We start from the raw sequence: 18,378 nt of genomic DNA, 5'->3' as shown, positions 1-18,378 counted from the left end.
CCCTCGTTGAATGAAGTAGTAAAGAATAAATAATTCCGCTACTTAACCTTCGGTTTATTTTTTATAAAGTAATGGATGATATTAGGGTTGCTGGTTTTACGAGGCTGAATCTCAAATTGCTTTAAAGAAGAAATAAGAGGGGTAAGTTTGGTATGCCCATAGTTTCTTGTATCAAAATCCGGATAACGTTTGTTTAGTCTCTTCCCCACTTCACCTAAAAATGCCCAGCCATCCTCGTCAGAGCTCTCCGTTACAATTATGCGTATGGTGCGAATCAATTCATCCAGGGAGGCCATACCATCTTTTTGTGGGTCATGTTTCTCATTTTTCAACTGAACCCCATTTTCGCTGGTATTTGTCGAGACTCCCGCCAAAACTTCTAAATATTTAAATTTCTCACAGGCAGCAATAAACGGAGTAGGGGTTTTTTTCTCGCCCATCCCGATCACATACATTCCCGCTTCCCGGAGGCGAGAGGCCAGTTTGGTGAAATCACTATCACTGGATACGATGCAAAACCCATCTACATTATTGGAATACAGGATATCCATGGCATCAATAATCAACGCCGCATCGGTTGCATTCTTACCTGTAGTATAACTGTATTGCTGAATGGGACCGGAAGTCGACCGCGACGAAGTCAAAGAAAGTATGAGACTCATTTCTAATATACCGCAATACCAGTTTCAGACTACCATTCACCCTGATTGTCTTCCGGAACCAGAAGAAATTGGAGAAAGAGCTTTACTGATTAAAGAAGTAACGGGAAGTTCAGATCAACCCTATACTCTTAAAATGGAAGATCCCCAAGAGCAAGACCCTATTACCCTAATTCCTTATTATGAGGCAGCTAGAAAACACCAACTTCTTACAAAGATCGAATATCCTAAGGACTCTTGGCAATGGGAGGAATCGCAACAACGGTTTGTTCCGGTTACCGTGGAAAAAAAGTAAATGGCCCACTCCACATTTCTACACCCATTTACCGATCCGCTTTGTTTACCTTTCGAAGCCGGCCCTTAATTGGAGTATTTTGCAGTTCTTGCAATACCAGCTCACCTTTATTGTTTAAGATTTCGACAAAGGTTGATATATCAAGAATATTAATAATCCCGATATCTGCTGCAGTTATTCCTGGAATACTACAAAGTGTACCGACGATATCAACCGGCCTCATCTTTGTCTTCTTCCCTGCATTCACGTGGATCTTCATAATTTCAGTGCTTAGTAGGGCATCTTTCGTTTCTTTAATTTCTAGGGGGGCATTGCTTTTCGTCATAAAATCCCGTTTTGACTCATGTACCGTTTTCTCCTCCGGTCTTTCCTTTAGAATCATCTCTTTTCCAATATAATCATGGATATCTTTTAAAAACTTCTCTTCATTTTGTGTCACAAACGTAATTGATTTCCCCAACTTGTTGACGCGGCCCGTTCTTCCAATCCGATGAACATAGCTTTCCCGGTCATAAGGGATATCGTAGTTAATGACCAAGGTAATGTCCTCTATATCTAGACCTCGCGCTGCCACATCGGTTGCGCATAGGTACCTAAATAACCCTTCTTTAAAGTTCTTCATAACGTTCAATCGATCTCTTTGTTCCATTCCACCGTGCAGCTTCATACAAGAATAATTCAACTTTCGCAGTTCTGCGTAAACATCATCAACTGTTTGTTTCGTATTGCAAAATATCATGCAGCTATCCGGGTTTTCGACAATCGATAGATCTAATAGGAGCTGCATTTTATCAGCCTGCACAGTATTATATCTTTCCTGAAGGATGCGATCCGCTGCTGAATTTTCCTCTTCAACCTCGACTTGAATCGCATTGTTCATTATTTTACCGCATAAAACAGTAATATCTTGAGGCATTGTGGCCGATAAGAGGAGGGTAACTCGTTCTTGATGTAAGGTAGATATGATGGTTTCTATTTGCTCGATGAATCCCATATTTAGCATCTCATCGGCTTCATCAATGACGAGATATTTTATATATGATGTATCTAAGGTCCCTCGCTTGATATGATCAATCAACCGACCCGGTGTTCCAACGACGACATGGGTTTTCTGTTTTATTTCCTTTTCTTGAACATAAAAAGGGTACTGCCCATAAATAGCCGCTACTTTTAACCTCTTGAATCTTCCTAAATGAAACATCTCTTCCCTTACCTGGACTGCAAGTTCTCTGGTGGGGGTAAGGACTAAGGCTTGCGGCTTATTCTGTTCCCAATCAATTAATTCGCATATGGGAATTGCAAAGGCTGCCGTCTTCCCACTTCCAGTCTGAGATTTAACGATGATATCCTTCTGTGCCAATACAGCAGGAATCACCTGTTCCTGGACCTTGGTGGGATAGTTATAATTCAATAATTGGATTGCTTTTAACAATTCATCGCTTAGATCGTAATCGCTAAAATTATTTTTAATCATTCTTAGTCATCTCTTTTCATATGAATAACGCAACTTATAATTATAAAGCAAAACTAGATTTATGCAAAATCGCCCCAAAGCATCATGCACTTCGTCATCTTCGTTTTCACTTTAGTGAAAAGCAAAAAGACCATCATAAAGACGGTCTTTTTCGCGTTATCTGGCAACACGAAATGCGGGCGAGCATTTCGCCACACTGCGTCCCAATACGCATACTCCTGCAGTGTGGATATTACTTTCCCAGGTAGGCGGCGGGTTCAGTATCATTTCCCCACAGCCCGCACGCCGCGAAACAGTCCACCGGACTGTTTCGTCTGCGGTCCAAGTATCATCAGCCCTGGAGGTCTTAACTTCCGTGTTCGGGATACGAAATGATCCAGTGGATCATTTCGGCCAAGCCACACGGCCACATAATCCGGCTACGTGGCGCCGGCAAACGGGTGGAACCGACCCCAAAGCATCATGCACACGTCATCTTCGTTTTCACGTAGTGAAAAGCAAAAAGACCATCATAAAGACGGTCTTTTTCGCGTTATCTGGCAACGACTTACTTTCCCAGGACCCTGCGGTCCAAGTATCATCAGCCCTGGAGGTCTTAACTTCCGTGTTCGAGATGGAAACGGGTGGAACCCCTCCGGAATAATCACCAGATCTTGAAGTTATAGCGTCCCTCTCGGGACCCTGTTCCCTCAAAACTACACAGATTTTTCATAACTGTAAACTTTAGATTCCATCTTCCTCACTGCAGATATTGAGCCCTTCAGTGAGTCACCTTCCATGCGTCTTGTTAGGTCAAGCCCTCGACCTATTAGTACCCGTCAGCTCCATACCTCGCGGCACTTCCACTTCGGGCCTATCTACCTGATCATCTTTCAGGGGTCTTACCAGCTTATGCTGTGGGAAATCTCATCTTGAGGCCGGTTTCGCGCTTAGATGCTTTCAGCGCTTATCCAATCCGGATATAGCTACCCAGCTGTGCCTCTGGCGAGACAACTGGTACACCAGTGATCCGTCCAACCCGGTCCTCTCGTACTAGGGTCAGTTCCTCTCAAATTTCCTGCGCCTGCGACGGATAGGGACCGAACTGTCTCACGACGTTCTGAACCCAGCTCACGTACCGCTTTAATGGGCGAACAGCCCAACCCTTGGGACCTACTACAGCCCCAGGATGCGATGAGCCGACATCGAGGTGCCAAACCTCCCCGTCGATATGGACTCTTGGGGGAGATAAGCCTGTTATCCCCAGGGTAGCTTTTATCCGTTGAGCGATGGCCCTTCCACTCGGTACCACCGGATCACTAAGCCCGACTTTCGTCCCTGCTCGACTTGTTGGTCTCGCAGTCAAGCTCCCTTCTGCCTTTACACTCTTCGCGCGATTTCCATCCGCGCTGAGGGAACCTTTGGGCGCCTCCGTTACTCTTTAGGAGGCGACCGCCCCAGTCAAACTGCCCACCTGACACGGTCCTCAACCCCGATTCAGGGGTCTAAGTTAGAACTTCAGTACAAAAAGAGTGGTATCCCACCATTGACTCCACCAAGGCTGGCGCCCTAGCTTCTTAGTCTCCCACCTATCCTGTACATTTCATACCAAAGTCCAATGTCAAGCTACAGTAAAGCTCCATGGGGTCTTTCTGTCCTGTCGCAGGTAACCCGCATCTTCACGGGTATTACAATTTCGCCGAGTCCCTCGTTGAGACAGTGTCCAGATCGTTACGCCTTTCGTGCGGGTCAGAACTTACCTGACAAGGAATTTCGCTACCTTAGGACCGTTATAGTTACGGCCGCCGTTTACTGGGGCTTCAATTCAAAGCTTCGCCTTACGGCTAACCTCTCCTCTTAACCTTCCAGCACCGGGCAGGCGTCAGCTCCTATACTTCTCTTTTCAGATTGGCAGGAACCTGTGTTTTTGATAAACAGTCGCCTGGACCTCTTCTCTGCGGCTCTATTGCTAGAGCACCCCTTCTCCCGAAGTTACGGGGTCATTTTGCCGAGTTCCTTAACGAGGGTTTTCTCGCGCGCCTTAGGATTCTCTCCTTACCTACCTGTGTCGGTTTACGGTACGGGCACTCTCTTGCTCACTAGAGGCTTTTCTTGACAGCTTGGAGTCGGTTACTTCGCTACTTGTTTTCGCTCCCCATCACCTTTCAGGCTATTGTGAGACGGATTTGCCTATCTCACACCCTAAGGGCTTGGGCGTGCTCAACCAACGGCACGCTTAACCTATCCTTCTGTGTCACCCCATTGCTCAAACGCTTAAGAGTGGTACTGGAATCTCAACCAGTTGTCCATCGCCTACGCCTTTCGGCCTCAGCTTAGGTCCCGACTTACCCTGGGCGGACGAGCCTTCCCCAGGAATCCTTAGGTTTTCGGCGGGTGAGATTCTCACTCACCTTTTCGCATACTCATACCGGCATTCTCACTTCCATCCACTCCACACAACCTTACAGTTGAGCTTCTCTGCTGATGGAACGCTCCCCTACCCCTGGAACGGAATTATTAAACCCTTAGCCTTTCTTTGGAGTGTTTACTCTCCTTGAGCCCCCGAGGACATTTGGAAATTTTGCTCTTATTTAAGCTTTTGTCTTCCTCATCGGAAGCAAAATTCCTGATGCAACTCTCTTCTTGTGCTCTAATCTAAAGACTTAATAATTCCGTTCCAAGCCATAGCTTCGGTGATACGCTTGAGCCCCGTTACATTTTCGGCGCAGAACCACTCGACCAGTGAGCTATTACGCACTCTTTAAATGGTGGCTGCTTCTGAGCCAACATCCTGGTTGTCTATGCAATTCCACATCCTTTTCCACTTAGCGTATACTTTGGGACCTTAGCTGATGGTCTGGGCTGTTTCCCTTTTGACTATGAAGCTTATCCCCCACAGTCTGACTCCCAATCTAAATTCTTGGCATTCTGAGTTTGATAAGGTTCGGTAACCCGGTAAGGCCCCTAGCCTATTCAGTGCTTTACCGCCAAGAATCATCAATTGAGGCTAGCCCTAAAGCTATTTCGGGGAGAACCAGCTATCTCCGTGTTCGATTGGAATTTCTCCGCTACCCACAGCTCATCCCCTGCCTTTTCAACGACAGTGAGTTCGGGCCTCCAGTGAGTTTTACCTCACCTTCACCCTGTCCATGGGTAGATCACACGGTTTCGGGTCTACAGCATGTAACTAATCGCCCTATTCAGACTCGCTTTCGCTCCGGCTCCGACTTCTCGTCTTAACCTCGCTACATACCGTAACTCGCCGGTTCATTCTACAAAAGGCACGCCATCACACCTCAAGGGTGCTTTGACTGCTTGTAAGCGTACGGTTTCAGGTTCTCTTTCACTCCCCTCCCGGGGTGCTTTTCACCTTTCCCTCACGGTACTGGTTCGCTATCGGTCGCTAAGGAGTATTTAGCCTTGGGAGGTGGTCCTCCCAGTTTCCCACGGGGTTTCACGTGCCCCGCGGTACTCAGGATACCCTCACAGAATGTCTTTCTTTCGCTTACAGGAGTGTTACCTTCTTTGCTCGACCTTTCCAGATCACTTCAGCTAGAAATTCATCCCTAAAAGAGGGTCCTACAACCCCGACCCCCGAAGGGTTCGGTTTGGGCTCTTCCCGTTTCGCTCGCCGCTACTCAGGGAATCGATTATTCTTTCTCTTCCTCCGGGTACTTAGATGTTTCAGTTCCCCGGGTTGTCTTCTTAAACCTATGTATTCAGCTTAAGATATCCAGATATGACTCTGGATGGGTTGCCCCATTCGGATATCCACGGATCAATGCATGCTTACTGCTCCCCGTGGCGTTTCGCCGCTCGCCGCGTCCTTCTTCGACTCTTAGCGCCTAGGCATCCACCGTACGCCCTTAGTAGCTTGACCAAACATTTTTACGCCGCCACTTCTAGGTTTTTAGATGTTATCCTAATTTACAGTTATTTCTTCTCTGTGCAGTTTTCAAAGAACATAAGAAACCAAATGTATAATGGTGGAGGTAAGCGGGATCGAACCGCTGACCCCCTGCTTGCAAGGCAGGTGCTCTCCCAGCTGAGCTATACCCCCATGTCGTTGAGAGGGGAGCCGCTCCCCTCTCAATACTCACCCCTGTTAGGTATGTTCTGGTGTGAAGTATTGTTTGAAGGTACGGGTCTCTATCCTCTATGAATATATGGTGGGCCTAGGTGGACTCGAACCACCGACCTCACGCTTATCAGGCGTGCGCTCTAACCAACTGAGCTATAAGCCCATAAAAGAGATATGGTCTCTCAAAACTAAACAACAAGTAGCTTTCGCTTAAAACAGTTTCATTTCTCGTTTTGCAGGTTGCCCTGCTTTTTGCCTCTTCGGCATTTTTTCCACTCCGTGGATAAGTCAACTATGGCTTCTGCTCATTCTTCACACAAGCCAAGTTTCCTATAAGAAGTCTCTAGGACTTCCACCACTCTGATCTCGTTTCACTTGCGTGACGTCGTCCAGAGCTCGACCTTAGGATATGACTACTCATAGAGTAATCATGTCTCCTTAGAAAGGAGGTGATCCAGCCGCACCTTCCGATACGGCTACCTTGTTACGACTTCACCCCAATCATCGGCCCCACCTTCGACGGCTAGCTCCCTTTCGGGTTACCTCACCGGCTTCGGGTGTTGCAGACTTTCGTGGTGTGACGGGCGGTGTGTACAAGGCCCGGGAACGTATTCACCGCAGTATGCTGACCTGCGATTACTAGCGATTCCGACTTCATGTTCTCGAGTTGCAGAGAACAATCCGAACTGAGACCGGCTTTCTCGGATTCGCTTCACCTCACGGCTTCGCTTCCGTCTGTACCGGCCATTGTATTACGTGTGTAGCCCAAGACATAAGGGGCATGATGATTTGACGTCATCCCCACCTTCCTCCGGTTTGTCACCGGCAGTCTGTCTAGAGTGCTCGACCTTACTCGTTAGCAACTAAACATAGGGGTTGCGCTCGTTGCGGGACTTAACCCAACATCTCACGACACGAGCTGACGACAACCATGCACCACCTGTCTCTACGCTCCCCGAAGGGCACTCCTAAGTTTCCTCAGGATTCGTAGGATGTCAAGCCTTGGTAAGGTTCTTCGCGTTGCGTCGAATTAAACCACATAATCCACCGCTTGTGCGGGCCCCCGTCAATTCCTTTGAGTTTCAACCTTGCGGCCGTACTCCCCAGGCGGAGTGCTTATTGTGTTAACTGCGGCACAGAAGGGGTCGATACCCTCTACACCTAGCACTCATCGTTTACGGCGTGGACTACCAGGGTATCTAATCCTGTTTGCTCCCCACGCTTTCGCGCCTCAGCGTCAGTTACAGTCCAGAAAGTCGCCTTCGCCACTGGTGTTCCTCCACATATCTACGCATTTCACCGCTACACGTGGAATTCCACTTTCCTCTCCTGTCCTCAAGATAACCAGTTTCCGATGCAGTCCCAGGGTTGAGCCCTAGGTTTTCACACCAGACTTAATTATCCGCCTACGCGCCCTTTACGCCCAATGATTCCGGACAACGCTTGCCCCCTACGTATTACCGCGGCTGCTGGCACGTAGTTAGCCGGGGCTTCCTCCTCAGGTACCGTCATGTATCTACATTATTTACATAAATACCGTTCGTCCCTGAAGACAGTACTTTACAACCCGAAGGCCTTCGTCGTACACGCGGCGTTGCTCCGTCAGACTTTCGTCCATTGCGGAAGATTCCCCACTGCTGCCTCCCGTAGGAGTCTGGGCCGTGTCTCAGTCCCAGTGTGGCCGTTCACCCTCTCAGGCCGGCTACTGATCGTCGCCTTGGTAGGCCTTTACCCCACCAACTAGCTAATCAGACGCGGATCCATCCATTAACGATAGCATATTCAGAGGCCATCTTTCCTTATCTCGTGATGCCACGAAATATTCTTATCCGGTATTAGCCCTCGTTTCCAAGGGTTGTCCCGGTCTAATGGGTAGGTTATCCACGCGTTACTCACCCGTCCGCCACTAACTAACGTCTAGCACTCAGTGTTCTTTTCTAATCCACTGTGTTGGTACTCTATATTGCGTGGAGCTCTCTCTTCGCTTCGCTACGTTCCCCCTTGCCAGGGATAACGCAACTACTGATTCTGCTTTGCACAATCAGAGTTTTGTTTAGAGCTCTCGCTTTATCCAACATCACTGAACACTCAGTGCTAAACGCTAGTCCGTTCGACTTGCATGTGTTAGGCACGCCGCCAGCGTTCGTCCTGAGCCAGGATCAAACTCTCCATAAAATTTATGAAGAAAATTTGATTGCTCAAATTGTCTTTACTCATTGACGAGTCATTGGCTGTTCCTTGTTGTTTAGTTTTCAAAGACCATTTGATTTGTTGCATATTCTCGGTAATGGGACTTGAAAAACGTTGTTCTCACAACCGAGCGCTTGATTATATTATCATAATGACATCTCAGTTGTCAATCCTAAAAATAATGTTATATTTTTCCTCGTTTCAATCTTCTTATGCGTTTCACTCACATGATTGATTACCTAACGACATTTCTCCCCAAAATGCAATTATACTCTTCTAATGAGTTCCCTCTTAATACTCTCATATTCAGAATCCGCTATGCCAAATAATTCTTTTACTTCAACATCAATAGCTTCGTAGAGGTCATGGACTCTATCAGGATCATCGCCTGCCAAAATACCATCTACTTTTTGAACAATATTAAACTGCTGCTCTCTAGCCAAGATAGGTATAGGTAAGTCTTCAATTTGGGAACGCAAAATTTTCAAGGTATTAAAGCGTTTATTAAAATAATATTGGACAACCCTAGAATTTAAAACGGCGAGTATGTATTTAACACTAACATCCTCAATTTTAGGGATCATTATATTCGCGCTATTTAGAGTTAGCGTTTGAGTAGAATCGTAAGCAAAAATCAGTTTCCCCCCGATGAAACGATAAATCAGCTTCTCCTTTGCTCTATAGAGATTAATAGGTGCTATTTGCTGATATGCACTAGGCTCGAACCTTAAAAAATTCTTAGCAGGTCGACATTTATATTTAAAGACATCACTTCCTCTATAAATAGGTTCAGAAAACTCATCCCTTATATTAGAAAGAAACTTCTTATTATCTCCTGTTACAATCCCTAAAGCAAAATCAGCTTTGTCTTTTAATTGAATGATTTTATCGGCGGATTCAATTTTTTGCAGCAAGGTGTATTCTTCATCAGTCAGGTTAAAATTCCAATTGGCTTGAGCAAGAACTCTTTCACTATTGATATTAAACGCACTGTAGTTTGTAACAACCTCCATCCCTTTAATCCCCAACTCTTCTTGGTCCTTCTCCAAGGTTAAAGTTATTGCCGGACATTGTACCCCGTCAAAGACATCATCCCAATAACGAATGCGTTTAATTTTGGCGTTTCTCCATAGATAATCACGCAAAGGCTGATGTATTTTCACATTGAGAAGAGACTGAGGCAAAACAAATGCAACTTTGCCTCCATCAATTACATTTTTCAAAGCAAATTCGGTGAAAACACAAAAGGACTCGACGGTCTTCGTATGGGCGGAACAATAGACTTCTCTTAAAGTTTTTTGTTCCTCTAGATTGTAGTTGAAGCCCCAAGGAGGATTACCGATAATCACATCAAACTCAGATTGCGATTCACGAAGTAAAGCATTTTGGCAAATGAAATTACGATAGAGCAGCTCAATATTATCCGTCTTGGTAGCCAAAGCCATATTGATCCGTGTCAAGGATACACTTAAAGGGTCAATATCATAGCCATACAATCCTTCTAACTCTTTCATACATTTATGGGCATAGATTAAAAAATTCCCTGTTCCACAGCAGGGATCAAGAAGTTTACTATTTTTATTAAGTTCAGGCATGAGCTGATCTACGGCATCCCTTACAACAGTCGAAGGGGTATAATATACACCTTGAGTCTTTCGTGCACCTATGTTCTGTAAGGACATATATAAGAGACCTAATACGTCTTGACCATCAATGTATGTTAAAGGAAAACATAGTGTTGGAGATAAGCGACTGATTTTTATTTCGAGATCCTTTATCCCCTCAAGAAGATCACTAATCAACGAATAATAACAGCCAGCGACCTGTCTGTCTTGGAGATACAGTGGCAGTATACAATTCTCAGGATTCTTAGAAAAAAGATCTCCTCTTTTCGCCGATTCCCTCATTCCCATGTTACGACTGTTCAATAATTTCAACGCATATTCTGCCAATATCACGCGTGCGTAATCCTCCGGCAAATCGATAGCATGGGTCTGGGCAATAATATTCTCAACAATATCGATACCCAATTTGTTTTGAAGGTAGTTCTTGGGAATTACTGCTCCTGAAACAAAGGCTTTATTACGTCGTGTCTTTAGATTGGGTAAAGCTCCACTCTTTATTTGTTTTAAAAGCGCTGCAACCTCACCTCGCAGAAAAAAACTCTTCTGCCCATATCCTTCAATAGGTTTAAGCTTATTGCTCCTAATCCAATTTTTCGCTGTAGCCTTAGATATAGATAGATAAGCACATACATCATCAATATTCATATATTCTGCCTTGCTTTTAAAACTGCTTCTGTCCATGGTAACCCCCCAAAACAAAAAACGCCGCAAACCCTTGCGACGTCTCGACTACTTATGGAGCGGAAGACGGGATTCGAACCCGCGATCCTCGGCTTGGGAAGCCAATGCTCTACCGCTGAGCCACTTCCGCGTGACAATAAATATTATAACAAAAAATAGCGAACAGTCAAGTATTATTACTAATCCCCCCAAAAAACCTCTTGTCCCCTACCGCTGCGCTCTCTCCATTTTTTCAACTCCCTGCGTGCTCCGGAAATTGTCATGGGAATATCGTCTAGTTCGAAGTCATCTCGATTCGCTAAAATCTCCATGAGATGTCCAACTCTTGGTAGCCTGAGATTAACACTGCGCAGGGCCTCTTTCCTAGCAAATACTTCTCCGCAGGTTCCTTCTAAACAGACTTTTCCTTCATCCATAACAAACACATAATCGCAAAAGAGCGGAACTATATCGATATCATGGGTAGCAATAAGTATCGTTAAATCCATCTCTTGTTGAGTTTGTTTTAAGAGCTTGAGAATCTCCGATATTCCCTTAGGATCCAACCCTGCCGTCGGTTCATCCAATACCAAGATCCGTGGTTCCATAACTAACACCCCGGCGATTGCTACACGTTTTTTCTGTCCAAAACTAAGTGCATGGGTAGGTTTATTACGCAAGTGAGCAATTCCTGTTCTCACCAGAGCACGCTCCACCCTTCTCCGCACTTCTTCCTCTGGCAACTGAAGATTTAGCGCCCCGTAGGAAATATCCTGATAAACACTAGCCGAAAAAAGCTGGTTATCCGGATCTTGAAAAACCATCCCGACCGATTGTCTTAGATCGACGAGCCCCTTTCGGGAGTAATTCACAGGCTGATTATTAAAGAACACGATACCTGAAGAAGGCTTTACAATCCCATTTAGATGGTGAAACAGAGTGGACTTACCTGCCCCATTGCCCCCCAACAAAGCTGTAACATGCCCTTTCTTGATCTTTATGTTGACGTCTTTGAGAGCATGCGTCCCGTCAGGATAATAATAATGGAGATCTCTTAATTCTAATATAGTATCATTCATTCTATCTCTTCTTCCTCATCTAACGTCATCTCTATCCTGATCCGAAAATCCAGTTCCCGAACAGCTTGAACAGGGTTGAATTCCAACTAGTCGACGAATCACGACGAATTTAATTCGCGAAGTCCTACTTTAGTACACTAGCCAGTAAGATTAACAGCCCGTTAATACCAACAGCCATGTAAAGTAGCGATTTATTGCCAACATATTTTTCTTCCAGGACTCTAAGCTCTCCATCATATCCCCGAGCCTCCAAAGAAGTATATAATTCATTGGAACGCTTATAAGAGCGAATAAACAAAGCTGAAACTAGGCTCCCCATGGAACGATACCCTGAAACAAGGTTGACATAACCCAGTCGAGAATTTTGGGCGGTATACATGGTCCCTGCAGTTTCCAAAAGTACAAATATGAAACGATAAATTAGCTCCATCATTTCTATCATCAACTTAGGAAGTCGAAGTTTTCGAAGGACGGAAAACAAATCCACCATTGGGGTGCTCAGAGCAAGAAAATATAAGCAGGATACAGAGCCCAATACTCTAAAAAACAGATTAATGCTTTGCTGCAATCCGCTTTGAGTGATACCCAGCCAAAAATTTGCTACAGGTATGGCCAATATAAAATTCTGTTGATCGATTGAGAACCCAATCGCAATGGTAAAAGCACTTATTATTAAAAAGGCCATGGGTATCGATATTAATTTCAGAAAATATGGTAGGGGTGTGCCTCCACGTAGTATGACAATGCTACTCATGATTATTATTACAGCTATGGAGATAAGACGGTTATCCGCCCAAAGGCACACCCCCATCGTCAGGATGGCAAAGATAAATTTCTGCATCGGTTCGATGACCTTGAGCTGTGAAGCATAAGCATAAGTATCTGTATTAAGCATTTTTCACAGAGCTCCTTTCGCGCATCGTTCAGCAGTCACCGAATTCCGCTTCTAGTCCTTACTTCGTCCTTTAAGATATCCTAGACCAAAACCAATCACTCCAGCCCCAAGAGCAGCTTGAAGCGCAAAAAGTAAGCTTTCAATCTCTCCGCTGGCAGGCACAAAGAGTGGGGAAAACCAGGGGGCGTAGTCGGCTTGAAGGTTCATGATTTCTTCCTCTGCCAATCCATCTGCTCCGGAAAATTCAGCATTCTTGAGGAGAAACAAGGGTGTGACAGTTATAACGACAACACTCAATAGGAGCACAAGATTTACCTTCATACTGAATTTCTTTGTTTTTTCAACAACTGAATTCGCCATACCTTAGACCTCCTTTGTATAAAGCTTGAGATCTTTCATTTCTTCTTTGCCATAACTACTCAAGGCGTTAAAGATGATTACAGTTAGGATTCCCTCACTAATAGCTAGAGGAATCTGAGTCACTGCAAAAATCCCCATGAACTTGGCTAGAGAAACCGCAAAACCTCCCACTTCAGCCGGAAAAGCTAAAGCAAGTTGCACTGATGTCATAACATAAGTAGCTAAATCAGCTAATGACGCTGCCAAAAACACGCCCAGCCATTGAGGGCCTCTGAATTTTTGAACTAGCTTATAAACACCATAGGCCACAAAAGGGCCGACCACTGCCATTGAAAATGCATTTGCCCCGAGAGTCGTCAGACCTCCGTGGGCTAAAAGCAGAGCTTGAAACAAAAGCACAATTACCCCGATGACAGTCATCGCAGTAGGGCCAAAAAGAATCGCTCCAAAACCTACCCCAGTGGGATGTGAGCTACTCCCCGTAACCGAAGGTAGTTTCAAAGCCGATAGAACAAAGGCAAACGCTCCTGCCATAGCTAAGAGTATTTTTAAGCGAGGATTAGACGAAATGGTCTTTTTAATGGAGAATATCCCCAATACAACAAAAGGTATGGTTAAAGCACCCCAGGCAACTGCCCAGCCAGGTTGCAAAAATCCTTCCATAATATGCATAGCTGATGCTTTGTATGGAACACTAAGCAACATCAATAATAAGCCAATAAAGAGTTGTAAGCGCTTGGACATGGCCTCACTCCTTCAATCTTAATAGCACAAAAAGACCCTTTCCAACGGAAAGGGTCCTATCCTGAACTTGATACAAATATCTCGAACATGATATCTACCTCCCTAACATCCCGTAGGTTGCTTTGAACTATGGAGGCGAGCAGGTTTCCTGGCTTAAGTTCTTCATTAACCCACGTCTTCTCAGATAAACTCCAGTGACATTAGTGTGGATTAACTCCCTCTTACAGTGGCGGGCACCGCGTCAGATCGACTGACTTCCCTTAAGATTTTCCTTTCGGAAAATCTAACTCTTCCTCTTTTCAATTATAAGAACATTATAGCAAGTTTCTATACAAAATGTATATAATCAAGAAAAATCTTATCCATAATATATTGCCATTTTAAGGTGACGCATCGCATGTTGAACTTGCAGTTGTTATAATAGGAATATAACCCAATAGAAATATAAGAAGATTGAGGTGCGCAACAATGCAAAATAATATTCAAGAATGCTTAAATCAGGAAATTTGGGCGGTCGTCGGAGTATCATCGGATCCAGCCAAATTTGGCCACAAGGTTTATAAAAAACTGAAAAGAAGCGGCTACACTGTCTACCCCATCAATCCAAAGCTTTCTGAGATTGATGGAGAGCCTTGCTATCCCTCATTGAGCTCATTACCTACCCTGCCTGACGTAGTCAGTATAATCGTTCCACCCTCAGTAACTGAAAAAATAATCGATGAATGTGCTCAACTTGGCATCAAAAGAGTATGGATGCAACCCGGCGCAGAATGTCAAGAAGCGCTTCGTAAGGGACGCGAAAAAGGCTTAATGCTAGTTAGCAACGAATGTGTTTTGGTTCAAGCTCAACCAAGATAACAGGTTTTATATAATGATTCGGTATATATTACAACAAAAACCGCACTGATTTCAGTGCGGTTAAAATTTCTGTATGGAGCGGGTGATGAGAATCGAACTCACGTAACTAGCTTGGAAGGCTAGCGCTCTACCATTGAGCTACACCCGCAGGTGTGGTAGCAGGGGAGAGATTTGAACTCTCGAATGAGCGGGTATGAACCACTTGCCTTAGACCACTTGGCTACCCTGCCATGGCTCCCCGAGTAGGATTCGAACCTACAACCTACCGGTTAACAGCCGGTTGCTCCACCGTTGAGCTATCGAGGAATAGTGCTTTATATATTGACTGGCGGAGAAGGAGGGATTCGAACCCTCGCAGCAGTTACCCACTCTAACGGTTTAGCAAACCGTCCTCTTCAGCCACTTGAGTACTTCTCCGCAATATTTACTTATGGTGCGGAAGACGGGACTTGAACCCGTATGGAGTTACCCACACGCCCCTCAAACGTGCGCGTCTGCCAGTTCCGCCACTCCCGCATTGTTTATGGAGCCGTTAACCGGATTTGAACCGGTGACCTCATCCTTACCAAGGATGCGCTCTACCAACTGAGCTATAACGGCGTAAGGGATTGTTTAATACAATTTAAAATGGTGCGCTCGGAGAGATTCGAACTCCCGGCCTTCTGATTCGTAGTCAGACGCTCTATCCAGCTGAGCTACGAGCGCATTGTTTTGGAGCGGGTGACGAGATTCGAACTCGCGACTTTCACCTTGGCAAGGTGACACTCTACCACTGAGTTACACCCGCATCTCATTGCCTTGTTAGAAAATGGTGAGCCATCCGCGACTCGAACGCGGGACACCCTGATTAAAAGTCAGGTGCTCTACCGACTGAGCTAATGGCTCATAATGGCAGGGATGGCAGGATTCGAACCTACGAATGCCAGAGTCAAAGTCTGGTGCCTTACCGCTTGGCGACATCCCTACGCTTCTATTAAATCAACTTCCGTTGACTTAAAACCTTTGGTTGCGGGAGCCGGATTTGAACCGACGACCTTCGGGTTATGAGCCCGACGAGCTACCGCTGCTCCATCCCGCGACGTTTTTTTAGTGGTGGGCAGGGATGGATTCGAACCACCGTACCTTTCGGAACAGATTTACAGTCTGCCGCCTTTAACCACTCGGCCACCTACCCACTATGTGTTTCGCGCTATTAAATTAAAATGGCGACCCCGATCGGACTTGAACCGACGATCTCCTGCGTGACAGGCAGGCATGTTAACCACTACACCACGGGGCCGTATTTTGGTGGGCGATGACGGGATCGAACCGCCGACATCCTGCTTGTAAGGCAGGCGCTCTCCCAGCTGAGCTAATCGCCCTAATTTGGTGACCCATACGGGATTCGAACCCGTGTTACCGCCGTGAAAGGGCGGTGTCTTAGGCCGCTTGACCAATGGGCCATTTTCGCGGAACATTTGTTAGTATATCTGAATTGAACTTAAATGTCAATGGAATGTTTCGTTTAAACTTAAAGACCTTTAACCTCTTGAATAATAGGAATAATCATGGGTCGTCTCTTTGTTTTATCGTAAAGTTGTTTGCCAACCCCATCACGAATCTGGTTTTTAAGACTAGCCCATTCTCGAATGCCATTTTGCTGACACCGAGCCATAATTCTACGTGTGTTTTCCTTAACCTCATCAAGCATCGGTTCAGATTCCCTTACATAGACAAATCCTCGGGTAACAATATCCGGTCCTGACAAAATAGATCCATTAGCGCCATTTAAGGTCAGCACAATAATAAGGATCCCATCTTGTGAGAGTTGCTTGCGATCTCTCAATACTATATTACCCACATCGCCTATACCTAAGCCATCGATGAGAACTCGACCGGATGTTACTTTATCAGCAATTCTAGCGCCATGTCGAGTGAACTCGATAACATTGCCGATTTCGGCGATAAATGTATTTTCCTTTGGTATACCAAGTTCACCAGCAAGGTCCGCATGCTTCATAAGCATACGATACTCACCGTGCACAGGTAAGAAGTAACGGGGTTTAACCATGCTAATCATCAACTTTAATTCTTCCTGGCTTGCATGCCCAGATACGTGCATCCCCGAAATGTGCTCGTATATCACCTTTGCACCAAGCTTGAAAAGCATATCAATATTACGTGCAACAGCCTTCTCGTTACCGGGAATAGGTGATGCAGAAATGATTACGGTGTCCCCAGGGCTGATAGATATTTGACGATGGTCATGTTGAGCCATCCGCGTTAAAGCTGACATAGGCTCACCTTGGCTACCTGTTGTAAGAATGCATACTTCTTCAACGGGTAGATTAACAATTTCGTCCACTTCAACCAACGTATCTTCAGGGATATCCAAATAGCCTAAATCAGAGGCAATATCCACGACATTCACCATACTACGCCCAACAACAGCAACCTTGCGATTGTATTTGTGCGCTGCTAAAATAGCTTGTTGCAATCGATTGACATTTGAAGCAAAGCTAGCAAAAATAATTCGTCCTTCGGCGCTCGAAAACGCCTCATCGATATTCTGTCCTACAAATTTTTCTGATGGAGTAAAGCCTGTGCGTTCGACGTTGGTACTGTCCGATAGCAAACAAAGCACCCCTCTATCCCCAAGCTCAGCAAACTTGTGAACATCGAGCATTTCCCCGCTTGCCGGGGTGTGGTCCAGCTTGAAGTCTCCGGTGTGTACGACAGTTCCCAGCGGAGTATGAATGGCTAAACCAACAGCACCGGGAATGCTATGACTGACATTAATGAATTCAACTTTGAATACACCGAGCTTCACCGAATCTCGCGGAGCAATCTCAACAGTTCTAACATTACTTAACTTAGCTTCATTCAATTTCGTTTGAATTATGCCAAGAGCCAAACGTGTTCCATAAACGGGTACGTCTAAGTTTCTGAGCAGATAAGGTAGGGCTCCGATATGATCTTCGTGACCATGAGTGATTAAAACTCCGAGGACTAAATCCTTATTTTCCATGATATACGTCATGTCGGGAATAACGACATCAATCCCTGGCATATCATCATCCGGAAAAGCCATACCCACATCAATAATTAGAATCTGGTTATTATACCGGATGATGGTCATGTTCTTCCCAATTTCCCCTAATCCACCGAGGGGAATAATCTGTAATTTGTTTTCTTTAGTCAAGATAAACCTCCTAATTTTTAAAATTATAGCTACAGCCATAAAATATCGTGTTATAAGTCACCCTTTTCCAGGTGACATCATCCTTGTTTTTTGCAGCAAGAATTAAGAAGACACCACCACAAAACACAAACGCCCCAGTGTTATCTGATGTATCCTCGTGGCAAACTTTCCGCTCAGAAACAATTATCGTATAATTTTATCATGATATGCAGATTGTTGCAAACATTATTAAAAAGATGTGCGTTATTAAATAAATGCAATAAATACAACCAGCTTTTTTCATAATGAATTAAACAAA

At 45.1% G+C, this 18,378-nt stretch carries 10 protein-coding genes, 18 tRNA genes, 3 rRNA genes and 1 riboswitch; of the genes, 2 read left to right on the top strand and 29 right to left on the bottom strand.

Translation table 11 applies throughout. The features are described from left to right. Positions 1 to 38 precede the first annotated feature (38 nt). Complete coding sequence (locus DESDI_RS08715; protein WP_242825378.1) at positions 39 to 662, bottom strand: NYN domain-containing protein; 624 nt, start codon at positions 660 to 662, stop codon at positions 39 to 41. Here DESDI_RS08715 and DESDI_RS08710 point away from each other — a divergent pair. Continuing rightward, positions 652 to 954 (top strand): hypothetical protein, encoded by a 303-nt coding sequence (locus DESDI_RS08710; RefSeq protein ID WP_015262239.1) that lies wholly within the window; start codon positions 652 to 654, stop codon positions 952 to 954. The genes DESDI_RS08715 and DESDI_RS08710 overlap by 11 nt on opposite strands. 28 nt (positions 955 to 982) lie before the next feature. On the opposite strand, the gene DESDI_RS08705 is transcribed toward DESDI_RS08710, so the two are convergent. The 12 genes from DESDI_RS08705 to DESDI_RS08650 form a co-directional block, all read right to left on the bottom strand. After that, on the bottom strand, positions 983 to 2,428 hold the full coding sequence (locus DESDI_RS08705; protein WP_015262238.1) for a DEAD/DEAH box helicase: 1,446 nt from the start codon (positions 2,426 to 2,428) through the stop codon (positions 983 to 985). Between the two features lie 534 nt (positions 2,429 to 2,962). Then, positions 2,963 to 3,079, bottom strand: a 5S ribosomal RNA gene (gene rrf, locus DESDI_RS08700). A 137-nt stretch (positions 3,080 to 3,216) separates the two neighbouring features. Continuing rightward, positions 3,217 to 6,287 (bottom strand): 23S ribosomal RNA (locus tag DESDI_RS08695). 104 nt (positions 6,288 to 6,391) lie between these two features. Further along, a tRNA-Ala gene (locus DESDI_RS08690) sits at positions 6,392 to 6,467 on the bottom strand. A gap of 107 nt (positions 6,468 to 6,574) precedes the next feature. After that, positions 6,575 to 6,651: transfer RNA gene (locus tag DESDI_RS08685), tRNA-Ile, on the bottom strand. A 279-nt stretch (positions 6,652 to 6,930) separates the two neighbouring features. Then, positions 6,931 to 8,663, bottom strand: a 16S ribosomal RNA gene (locus DESDI_RS08680). Together the 16S, 23S and 5S rRNA genes with 2 tRNA genes alongside form the textbook arrangement of a ribosomal RNA operon. 281 nt (positions 8,664 to 8,944) lie before the next feature. Further along, positions 8,945 to 10,984, bottom strand: coding sequence for a TaqI-like C-terminal specificity domain-containing protein (locus DESDI_RS08675; protein ID WP_015262237.1), 2,040 nt, complete (start codon positions 10,982 to 10,984; stop codon positions 8,945 to 8,947). Between the two features lie 55 nt (positions 10,985 to 11,039). Then, a tRNA-Gly gene (locus tag DESDI_RS08670) sits at positions 11,040 to 11,114 on the bottom strand. A 49-nt stretch (positions 11,115 to 11,163) separates the two neighbouring features. After that, positions 11,164 to 12,042 (bottom strand): ATP-binding cassette domain-containing protein, encoded by an 879-nt coding sequence (locus DESDI_RS08665; protein WP_015262236.1) that lies wholly within the window; start codon positions 12,040 to 12,042, stop codon positions 11,164 to 11,166. A 124-nt stretch (positions 12,043 to 12,166) separates the two neighbouring features. Further along, positions 12,167 to 12,937: a cobalt ECF transporter T component CbiQ gene (gene cbiQ / locus DESDI_RS08660; RefSeq protein ID WP_015262235.1), complete on the bottom strand. Its 771-nt coding sequence runs from the start codon at positions 12,935 to 12,937 to the stop codon at positions 12,167 to 12,169. Between the two features lie 51 nt (positions 12,938 to 12,988). Next, positions 12,989 to 13,297: an energy-coupling factor ABC transporter substrate-binding protein gene (locus tag DESDI_RS08655; RefSeq protein ID WP_015262234.1), complete on the bottom strand. Its 309-nt coding sequence runs from the start codon at positions 13,295 to 13,297 to the stop codon at positions 12,989 to 12,991. A 3-nt stretch (positions 13,298 to 13,300) separates the two neighbouring features. Then, positions 13,301 to 14,041, bottom strand: coding sequence for an energy-coupling factor ABC transporter permease (locus DESDI_RS08650; RefSeq protein WP_015262233.1), 741 nt, complete (start codon positions 14,039 to 14,041; stop codon positions 13,301 to 13,303). Between the two features lie 121 nt (positions 14,042 to 14,162). Beyond that, a riboswitch (cobalamin riboswitch) is annotated at positions 14,163 to 14,348 on the bottom strand. A 161-nt stretch (positions 14,349 to 14,509) separates the two neighbouring features. Between DESDI_RS08650 and DESDI_RS08645 the strand changes: the two genes are divergently transcribed. Beyond that, positions 14,510 to 14,899, top strand: a complete 390-nt coding sequence (locus DESDI_RS08645) for a CoA-binding protein (RefSeq protein WP_015262232.1) — start codon at positions 14,510 to 14,512, stop codon at positions 14,897 to 14,899. A gap of 74 nt (positions 14,900 to 14,973) precedes the next feature. Here the strand turns inward: DESDI_RS08645 and DESDI_RS08640 are convergent. The 16 genes from DESDI_RS08640 to DESDI_RS08565 form a co-directional block, all read right to left on the bottom strand. Continuing rightward, positions 14,974 to 15,047, bottom strand: a tRNA-Gly gene (locus DESDI_RS08640). Between the two features lie 5 nt (positions 15,048 to 15,052). Further along, positions 15,053 to 15,129: transfer RNA gene (locus DESDI_RS08635), tRNA-Ile, on the bottom strand. 1 nt (position 15,130) lies between these two features. Continuing rightward, positions 15,131 to 15,205 (bottom strand) — tRNA-Asn (locus DESDI_RS08630). 20 nt (positions 15,206 to 15,225) lie between these two features. Continuing rightward, a tRNA-Ser gene (locus DESDI_RS08625) sits at positions 15,226 to 15,316 on the bottom strand. Positions 15,317 to 15,330: 14 nt separating this feature from the next. After that, positions 15,331 to 15,415: transfer RNA gene (locus tag DESDI_RS08620), tRNA-Leu, on the bottom strand. Positions 15,416 to 15,423: 8 nt separating this feature from the next. After that, positions 15,424 to 15,499: transfer RNA gene (locus tag DESDI_RS08615), tRNA-Thr, on the bottom strand. Between the two features lie 28 nt (positions 15,500 to 15,527). Beyond that, positions 15,528 to 15,604: transfer RNA gene (locus tag DESDI_RS08610), tRNA-Arg, on the bottom strand. A 7-nt stretch (positions 15,605 to 15,611) separates the two neighbouring features. After that, a tRNA-Gly gene (locus DESDI_RS08605) sits at positions 15,612 to 15,686 on the bottom strand. Positions 15,687 to 15,708: 22 nt separating this feature from the next. Then, positions 15,709 to 15,784 (bottom strand) — tRNA-Lys (locus DESDI_RS08600). Positions 15,785 to 15,788: 4 nt separating this feature from the next. Next, positions 15,789 to 15,863: transfer RNA gene (locus DESDI_RS08595), tRNA-Gln, on the bottom strand. A 39-nt stretch (positions 15,864 to 15,902) separates the two neighbouring features. Then, positions 15,903 to 15,977, bottom strand: a tRNA-Met gene (locus DESDI_RS08590). Between the two features lie 12 nt (positions 15,978 to 15,989). Next, positions 15,990 to 16,073: transfer RNA gene (locus DESDI_RS08585), tRNA-Tyr, on the bottom strand. A gap of 29 nt (positions 16,074 to 16,102) precedes the next feature. Continuing rightward, a tRNA-Asp gene (locus tag DESDI_RS08580) sits at positions 16,103 to 16,178 on the bottom strand. Positions 16,179 to 16,184: 6 nt separating this feature from the next. Then, positions 16,185 to 16,260 (bottom strand) — tRNA-Val (locus tag DESDI_RS08575). 5 nt (positions 16,261 to 16,265) lie between these two features. Further along, positions 16,266 to 16,341 (bottom strand) — tRNA-Glu (locus DESDI_RS08570). 68 nt (positions 16,342 to 16,409) lie between these two features. Next, a complete protein-coding gene (locus tag DESDI_RS08565; RefSeq protein WP_015262231.1) occupies positions 16,410 to 18,080 on the bottom strand; it encodes a ribonuclease J in 1,671 nt (556 codons plus the stop codon). Positions 18,081 to 18,378 lie beyond the last annotated feature (298 nt).

It is taken from the genome of Desulfitobacterium dichloroeliminans LMG P-21439 (assembly GCF_000243135.2).
Lineage (GTDB): Bacteria > Bacillota > Desulfitobacteriia > Desulfitobacteriales > Desulfitobacteriaceae > Desulfitobacterium > Desulfitobacterium dichloroeliminans.
This window is presented reverse-complemented; position numbering and strand designations above follow the sequence as displayed.